Here is a 7,546-nt window from a genome sequence, read left to right as displayed (position 1 = left end):
GAGGCGGTGGCCCCGGCGCCGAGCACGGCCGCCGCCGGCACCTCGGTGATGCCGCGCTCGCGCAGCGCGTTGACCAGGCCGGGCACGTCCGTGTTGTGGCCCTCGCGCCGGCCGTCGGCGGTGAAGACCAGGGTGTTCACCGCGTCGACCGTCCGGGCGGTGTCGCTCACCTCGTCGAGCAGCGGGACCACCGCCCGCTTCAGCGGCATGGTCAGCGAGCAGCCGGTCCACTCGGCCTCGTCCAGCCCGGCGACGAAGCCGGGCAGGCCGGCCTCGTCGACCTCGAACCGGTCGTAGCGCCAGCCGTCCAGACCGAGCGCCGCGAAGGCGGCCCGGTGCAGGGCGGGCGAGAGCGAGTGGGCGATCGGCGAGCCGAGGACGGCTGCCCGGTGCTTGCTGGTCACGCTGCTCACTTCCTCCGCCGCCTCCCGGCGGTCGTCACTTGGTGGTGCAGTGGACCGAGGCCGCGTCGAACTTCTGCCCCGCCGCCAGGCAGTAGGACTCGACGTTCTTGGCGTGCTCCGCGTCCGTGTCCGCGAACAGGGTCTGGGTCGGCGACATCGCGATGAAGTACAGCCACTTGCCGTCCGCCGGGTTCAGCGTCGCCTTCAGCGCGGCGTCGCCCGGGTTGGAGATCGGGGTCGGCGGCAGACCGGCGTTGTAGTAGGTGTTGTACTTGTTGGACGCGTCGTTGATGTCCCGCTTGTCCAACGTCTTGCGGCCCAGCGCGTACTGCAGCGTGGTGTCCATGCCGAGCTTGCCGTTGACCTTGCCCTTGTCGGCCAGCCGGTTCTGGATGGTCCGGGCCATCTTGGCGAAGTCCTCGGGGTTGTTGCCCTCGGCCTGCAGGATGCTGGCCTCGATGACCACGTCGTAGCCGGTCTTCAGCCCGATCTTCGACGCCTCGGCGTCCAGGCCCGCGTAGCGGTCGACGGCGTTCTTGACCATCTGCTTGAGCAGTTCCTCGGGCTTCATGCCCTGGGTGATCGAGTAACGGGTCGGCCAGAGGAAGCCCTCGATGTTGCCGTTGGCGTACGGCGGGAGGCCGAGGGTGCCCACCTGCTCCTTGGCGACGGCCGCGGTGGTGCCCTTGGGCAGCTGCAGCTTGTCGTCGATCTTGACGTAGGTGGCCGCGGCGGTCAGGCCCTCCTGGACGATCAGCTTCTCACCGCCGTTGGCGTCCACCAGGAACTGCACGGCGCCGTCGGCGGACATCTCCGTCGGCATGCTGTAGGTGCCGGGCTGGATGGTGGTGCACTTGACGTTCTTCTCGCAGGCCTTGCTGAAGGCGTCGACGCTCTTGACCACGCCGGCCTGCTTCAGCGCCAGACCCATCTGGCTGCCGGCCGCGCCCTGCTTGATCTCGACCTTGACCGAGCCGCTGCCCGGGCCGGGGAAGTCCGGCGGCGGGCCGAAGTGGTCCTTGTAGAACCCGTAGCCCCACCAGCCGGCGCCGCCCATGATCCCGAGCAGCACCAGGGCGACCACCAGACAGGCGCCGCCGTTGCGCCGGCCCGACTTCTTGCCGTTCTCCTTGCGCTTCTTCTTGGCCTCGCGGGACTGGTCCTGCTCGCCGAGGAAGCCGTTCCCGTCCTCGTCGGAGCCGTCGCCGCGGTACTCGTCCTCGGCGTACTCGCCCTCGTGGCCGTCCCACTCGCCCTCGGCGTGCCCGGCCTCCTCGCCGGCACCGACCGGGTCGGCCCCGGCCTCCAGCGCGGCGGCCTCCGCCTCCCAGTCGATGCCGTCCGGCCCGGGCCCTGCCTGCCGCGCGGCGGCCGGCTGCTTCTGCTCCGCCGGAACGCCCCGGCCGGGGACGCCCGGCGCACCCTGCTGCGACCCGCCCTGCGGGGGCAACTGCTGCTGGGGCATCTGCTGCTGGGGCGTGCCCTGCTGCGGCATCTGCTGCTGCGGGTAGCCCTGCTGGCCGCCGCCGTACTGCTGCTGCTGACCCTGGCCGCCCTGCTGCTGCGGATAGCCCTGCTGACCGCCCATGCCCTGCTGCTGCTGGGGGTACCCCTGCTGGCCCATCCCCTGCTGCGGGTAGCCCTGCTGACCCATGCTCTGCTGCTGTTGCGGATAGCCCTGCTGCTGGGGATACCCCTGCTGGCCGCCGCCGTACTGCTGCTGACCCTGAACGCCCTGCTGCGGATAGCCCTGCTGGCCCGTCCCCTGCTGGGGGTAGCCCTGCTGACCGCCGCCGTACTGCTGCTGCTGACCCTGAACACCCTGCTGCTGGGGATAGCCCTGCTGCCCCATGCCCTGGCCGCCGTCGCCGTACTGCTGCTGCTGGGGATGCTGCTGCCACTGCCCGTCCTGCTGGCCGGGGACCGGCTGCTGACCGCCGTACCCGGGGTCGCCCGGATGCCACGGCTCGGAGCCCTGGGGGCCGTAGCCCCGACCCAGATCGGTCATTGATCCCCTTATACCGACGGAGACGACCGGAGGATCGGCCCGGTCGCCCGGGACGGCGTCCCGGCTGCTTGTCGAACCGGCGTGCTAGCGCAACACCTGGACGGAGACGCTACCGTACCGCAGTCGACCGTCCGGCCGGGGCCGCAGCCGCTGCGCTCAGTGACCGCCCGCCCCCGAGGGCACCCCCGCCCCGGCGGAGGCCGAGGCGGGCGCCGACCCGGAGGACGACCCCGAGGACGCCCCGGACGCCGGGGCCGAACCGGAGGCCGTGGCGGACGGACTCGCGGCCCGGGTCGCGTTGAACTCGGCGACGTTCTTCTGCTGCACGTCGAAACTGTCGGTGAACCGGGTGTCCCCGGGCTTCACGGTCACGAAGTACAGCCAGTCCCCCGGCGCCGGGTCCACCGCCGCCATGATCGCCTGCCGCCCCGGGTTGGAGATCGGGGTCGGCGGCAGCCCGGCGTGCTTGTAGGTGTTGTAGGGGGAGTCGAGCCGGGTGTCCGTGACGCTGGTGTTGAGCGTGGAGCGTCCGAGTGCGTAGTTGATGGTGGAGTCCAGCTGGAGCGGCATGTTCTTGGCCAGCCGGTTGTAGATCACCCGCGCGACCTTGGCCATGTCCTCGGAGTTGTCGGCCTCGCCCTGCACCATGCTGGCGATGGTCACCAGCCCGTACAGGCTCTGCCCGAGATTGGTCGCGACGACCTCCGCGTCGTCCCGGGCGAACTCCTTGCCGGCCCGCTCGACCATCTGCTTCAGCAGCTCGGCGGCGGTGGTGTCCTCGGTGACGCTGTAGGTCGCGGGGAACAGATAGCCCTCGGGGGTGCCGTTGGCGTTCTCCGGCAGGCCCAGCTCGGCCGCCTGGTCCTTGGCCGTCTGCTCGGTGGTGCCCGCGGCCAGCTGCAGCTTCTTGTCGATCGCCGCGTAGATCTGGCTCCCGCGCCAGCCCTCGGGGATGGTCAGACCGTTGGCGTTGGCCGGGTCGACCAGGACCGCCAGCGCCGCGGCCGCCGACATCCGCTGCCGCAGGGTGTACGTGCCCGGCTGGATCCGCCCGGCCGCCGCCGCACTGCCCTTCGCCGCCCGGGTGAAGGCCAGCGAACTGGCCACCACACCGTTGCGCACCAGGGCGGAGGCGATCTGGCTGAGGCCGGCCCCCTCCGGCACCGAGACCTGCACCGACCCGGAACCGCCGCCCGCGAAGTCAGCGGCGGCCGGCGGCTTGCGCTGCCCCTGGAGCCAGCTGAAGCCCGCCAGCCCGATCCCGCCGAACACGACCACCAGCGACAGCGCGGTCAGCAGACAGGCCAGCCCGTTGCGCCGCCGGTGCGGGTCCGGCGGTTCGGGGCGCGGGGCGGGCGGGCCCGGCGGACGGCCCGCCGGTTCCATCACCGGCGCACCGAGGTGCCCGGGGCTCAGGCCGGGTGTGAGGTCCAGGTCGGTCACGGCGCGCCCCCTCGGCGGTCCGCACGGCGTGCGGCACGACGGCAATGGCAGAGGGGCCCGTGCGGACGCGTCCGCACGGGCCCCTCACCGGGACGTTAGAGCAGGCCGGTCAGCCCGCCGCCTCGACGCTCTCACCGGGCGGGCGTCCGCTCACCCGTTCGGACTCAAGGGCGGTCTGCAGGATCACCACCGCGGCGGCCTGGTCGACCACCGAGCGGCCCTTCTTGGCCTTGACCCCCGAGGCGCGCAGCCCGTGGGTCGCGGTGACGGTCGACATCCGCTCGTCGACCAGCCGGACCGGGACCGGCCAGAGCCGGTTGGCCAGCCGGACCGCGTAGCCGCGGACCTTCTCCGCCGCCGGTCCCTCCTTGCCGCTGAGCGAGCGCGGCAGACCGACGATCACCTCGATCGCGCCGTACTCCTCGACGATCGCGGCGATCCTGGCCTGTGACTTCACCCCGGCCGGGACGGTCTCCACCGGGGTGGCGAGCACCCCGTCGGGGTCGCAGGACGCGACCCCGATCCGGGCGTCCCCGACGTCGACGGCGATCCGCCGCCCGCGCCGGAAGGGCTTCTCCTCGATCTCCATCAGAACGCGGACCCCATCAGGAGGCGCGCTCCGCGACCAGGCCGCGCACGGCGGCGACGGCCTTGTCGATCGCGGTCGCGTCGGTGCCGCCGCCCTGGGCGACGTCGTCCTTGCCGCCACCGCCGCCGCCGAGGGTCTTGGCCGCGGTGCGGACCAGCTCGCCGGCCTTGATACCGCGGCCGCGGGCGTCCTCGTTGGTGGCGATCACGGTCAGCGGGCGGTCGTTCGCCACCGTGAAGGCGGCGACCACGGCCGGGCGCGAGCCGAGCCGGCCGCGCACGTCCAGGACCAGCTTGCGCAGCTCGTCCGCGCCGACGCCGTCGGCGACCCGGGCGGCCACCAGCGAGATGCCGTGCACGTCCTCGGCCGAGTCGGCGAGACCCGCGGCGGCCGCGAGCACCTTCTCGGCGCGGAAGCGCTCGATCTCCTTCTCGGCGTCCTTGAGCTTGGCGAGCATGCCGGAGATCTTCTCCGGCAGCTCCTCCGGACGGCCCTTGACCAGCTCGGTCAGCTGGGCGACCACGGTGTGCTCACGGGCCAGGAAGCGGTAGGCGTCGGCGCCGACCAGCGCCTCCACCCGGCGCACCCCGGAGCCGATCGAGGACTCGCCGAGCAGCTTCACCAGACCCAGCTGTGCGGTGTTGCCGACGTGGGTACCGCCGCACAGCTCCTTGGAGAAGTCGCCGATGGTGACGACGCGGACCTCGTCGCCGTACTTCTCGCCGAACATCGCGATGGCGCCGGCCTTGCGGGCCTGGTCCATCGTCATGACCTCGGCGGTGACCTCCAGCTCGCGGGTCAGCACGTCGTTGATCTTCTGCTCGACGTCGGTCAGCACGCTGCCGGGCACGGCGGCGGGCGAGCCGAAGTCGAAGCGGAAGCGGCCCGGGGCGTTCTCCGAACCGGCCTGGGCGGCCGTCGGGCCGAGCGCGTCGCGCAGCGCCTGGTGGGTCAGGTGGGTGGCCGAGTGGGCGCGGGCGATCGCCCGGCGGCGGTCCACGTCGATGGTGGCGTAGGCCGAGGCGCCGAGCACGACCTCGCCGAACAGCACGCCACCGGAGTGCACGACCACACCCGGCACCGGCTGCTGCACGTCGCGGATCTCGACGACCGCGCCGGAGTCCAGCCGGATCCGGCCGTGGTCGGCGAGCTGGCCGCCGCCCTCGGCGTAGAACGGGGTGCGGTCGAGGATGAGCTCGACCTCGTCGCCCTCGGAGGCGGCCGGCGCCGGGACGCCGTCCACCAGCAGGCCGACCACGGTGGCCTCGCCCTCGGTGAGGGTGTAGCCGGTGAAGACGCTGGCGCCGGACTTGTCGGCGACCTCGCGGTACGCGGCGACGTCGGCGTGGCCCATCTTCTTCGCCTTGGCGTCCGCCTTGGCGCGGTCCCGCTGCTCCTGCATCAGGCGGCGGAAGCCGGCCTCGTCGACCTGGAGGCCCTGCTCCTCGGCCATCTCCAGGGTCAGGTCGATCGGGAAGCCGTAGGTGTCGTGCAGCTTGAACGCCTGGTCGCCGGAGAGCACCGCGCCGCCGGACTGCTTGGTCTCGGTGACCGCGGCGTCGAGCAGGCTGGTGCCGGCCTTCAGGGTCTGCAGGAAGGCCGACTCCTCGCCGACGACGACCGTCTCGATGCGCTTGCGGTCGGCCTCCAGCTCCGGGTACTGCGGGGCCATCGCCTTGATCGCGACATCGGTGAGGTCCTTGGCGACCACACCGGTGGCGCCCAGCAGGCGCATGTTGCGGATCGCCCGGCGCAGGATGCGGCGCAGCACGTAGCCGCGGCCCTCGTTGCCGGGGGTGACGCCGTCGCCGATCAGCATCAGCGCGGTGCGGATGTGGTCGGTGACCACGCGCAGCGAGACGTCCGACCGGTGGTCGGCGCCGTAGGTGTGGCCGGTCAGCTCGGCGGCCCGGTCCAGGATCATCCGGCTGGTGTCGATCTCGAAGAGGTTGTCGACGCCCTGCAGGATGGCGGCCAGACGCTCCAGGCCGAGGCCGGTGTCGATGTTCTTGCTCGGCAGGTCGCCGAGGATCTCGAACCCGTCCTTGCCGTCGCCGTGGCCGCGCTCGTACTGCATGAAGACCAGGTTCCAGATCTCCAGGTAGCGCTCGCCGTTGACGGCCGGGCCGCCCTCCTCGCCGTAGGCGGGGCCGCGGTCGTAGTTGATCTCCGAGCACGGGCCGCACGGGCCGGGGACGCCCATCGACCAGAAGTTGTCCTTCATGCCCAGGCGCTGGATCCGCTCCGACGGGACGCCGATGACGTCACGCCAGATCTGCTCGGCCTCGTCGTCGTCCTTGTAGACGGTGATCCAGAGCTTCTCCTTCTCCAGGCCGTAGCCACCGTCCGCGACGGGAGTGGTGAGCAGCTCCCAGGCGAACTTGATGGCTCCTTCCTTGAAGTAGTCACCGAAGGAGAAGTTGCCGCACATCTGGAAGAAGGAGCCGTGCCGGGTGGTCTTCCCGACCTCCTCGATGTCCAGGGTGCGCACACACTTCTGGACGCTGGTGGCGCGCGAGAACTGCGGCTTGACCTCGCCCAGGAAGTACGGCTTGAACGGCACCATGCCGGCGTTGACCAGCAGCAGGGTGGGGTCGTCGGCGACCAGGGACGCCGACGGAACGACGGTGTGGCCGCGCTCCTCGAAGAAGCGCAGCCAGCGGCGGCGGATCTCTGCCGACTCCATTAGTGGTCCTTCCGGTTCGTACCGCCCCGCGGCGGAATCGCGCGCCGGGGCGTTTTCTCGATGGCTTGGGGGGTGGGCGGAGGCAGGGCGGCGGCCGGGCTACCGGGCGCCGCCGAGATAGCTCGGTACTGGGGCTCCCCGCGCAGGACTCCGCTGCGGCGCGGCTCGACGACGGCGGTGCCGTCCAGCCCGAGGTCCTCGCGCAGCTGCTCCTCGCGCTCGGTCATGCCGGTCCGGACGTCCTGGGCGAACTGCTTGGCCAGGTCGCCCAGGTGCAGCGCACCGCGCGCGGCGGTGCCGGACAGGCTGTCCGGGGTGAGCCGGTGCACGGCCTCGTTGGCCTTGTTCATGGCCCAGACGGTGGCACCGGCGCCGACCGCCATCCAGAAGATGCGTCGCACCATGCCGTCAGCTCC

General features: G+C 72.0%; 6 protein-coding genes and 1 pseudogene. 1 reads left to right on the top strand and 6 read right to left on the bottom strand.

The features are described 5' to 3' along the window. Together VR45_RS04275 and mltG (VR45_RS04270) are read right to left on the bottom strand one after the other, a co-directional pair. A pseudogene (locus tag VR45_RS04275) lies at positions 1 to 404 on the bottom strand (shikimate dehydrogenase); the annotation flags it as partial. Positions 405 to 438: 34 nt separating this feature from the next. Next, positions 439 to 2,058: an endolytic transglycosylase MltG gene (mltG, locus tag VR45_RS04270; protein WP_159394106.1), complete on the bottom strand. Its 1,620-nt coding sequence runs from the start codon at positions 2,056 to 2,058 to the stop codon at positions 439 to 441. A gap of 12 nt (positions 2,059 to 2,070) precedes the next feature. Here mltG (VR45_RS04270) and VR45_RS46655 point away from each other — a divergent pair, with 12 nt between their 5' ends. Next, positions 2,071 to 2,415: a hypothetical protein gene (locus tag VR45_RS46655; protein WP_052708827.1), complete on the top strand. Its 345-nt coding sequence runs from the start codon at positions 2,071 to 2,073 to the stop codon at positions 2,413 to 2,415. Positions 2,416 to 2,568: 153 nt separating this feature from the next. On the opposite strand, the gene mltG (VR45_RS43255) is transcribed toward VR45_RS46655, so the two are convergent. From mltG (VR45_RS43255) to VR45_RS04250, 4 genes are all read right to left on the bottom strand, one after another. Beyond that, positions 2,569 to 3,855, bottom strand: coding sequence for an endolytic transglycosylase MltG (mltG, locus tag VR45_RS43255; protein ID WP_063772406.1), 1,287 nt, complete (start codon positions 3,853 to 3,855; stop codon positions 2,569 to 2,571). 109 nt (positions 3,856 to 3,964) lie between these two features. Beyond that, positions 3,965 to 4,444, bottom strand: a complete 480-nt coding sequence (gene ruvX / locus VR45_RS04260; protein WP_045938321.1) for a Holliday junction resolvase RuvX — start codon at positions 4,442 to 4,444, stop codon at positions 3,965 to 3,967. A gap of 16 nt (positions 4,445 to 4,460) precedes the next feature. Then, positions 4,461 to 7,130, bottom strand: a complete 2,670-nt coding sequence (alaS, locus tag VR45_RS04255) for an alanine--tRNA ligase (RefSeq protein ID WP_045938320.1) — start codon at positions 7,128 to 7,130, stop codon at positions 4,461 to 4,463. Beyond that, the coding region (locus VR45_RS04250; protein ID WP_234325829.1) for a DUF6167 family protein at positions 7,130 to 7,546 on the bottom strand (417 nt) is incomplete at its 5' end. The genes alaS and VR45_RS04250, both read right to left, overlap by 1 nt.

It is taken from the genome of Streptomyces sp. NRRL S-495 (assembly GCF_000966955.1).
In the GTDB taxonomy this organism is placed as follows: Bacteria; Actinomycetota; Actinomycetes; order Streptomycetales; family Streptomycetaceae; genus Kitasatospora; species Kitasatospora purpeofusca.
This window is presented reverse-complemented; position numbering and strand designations above follow the sequence as displayed.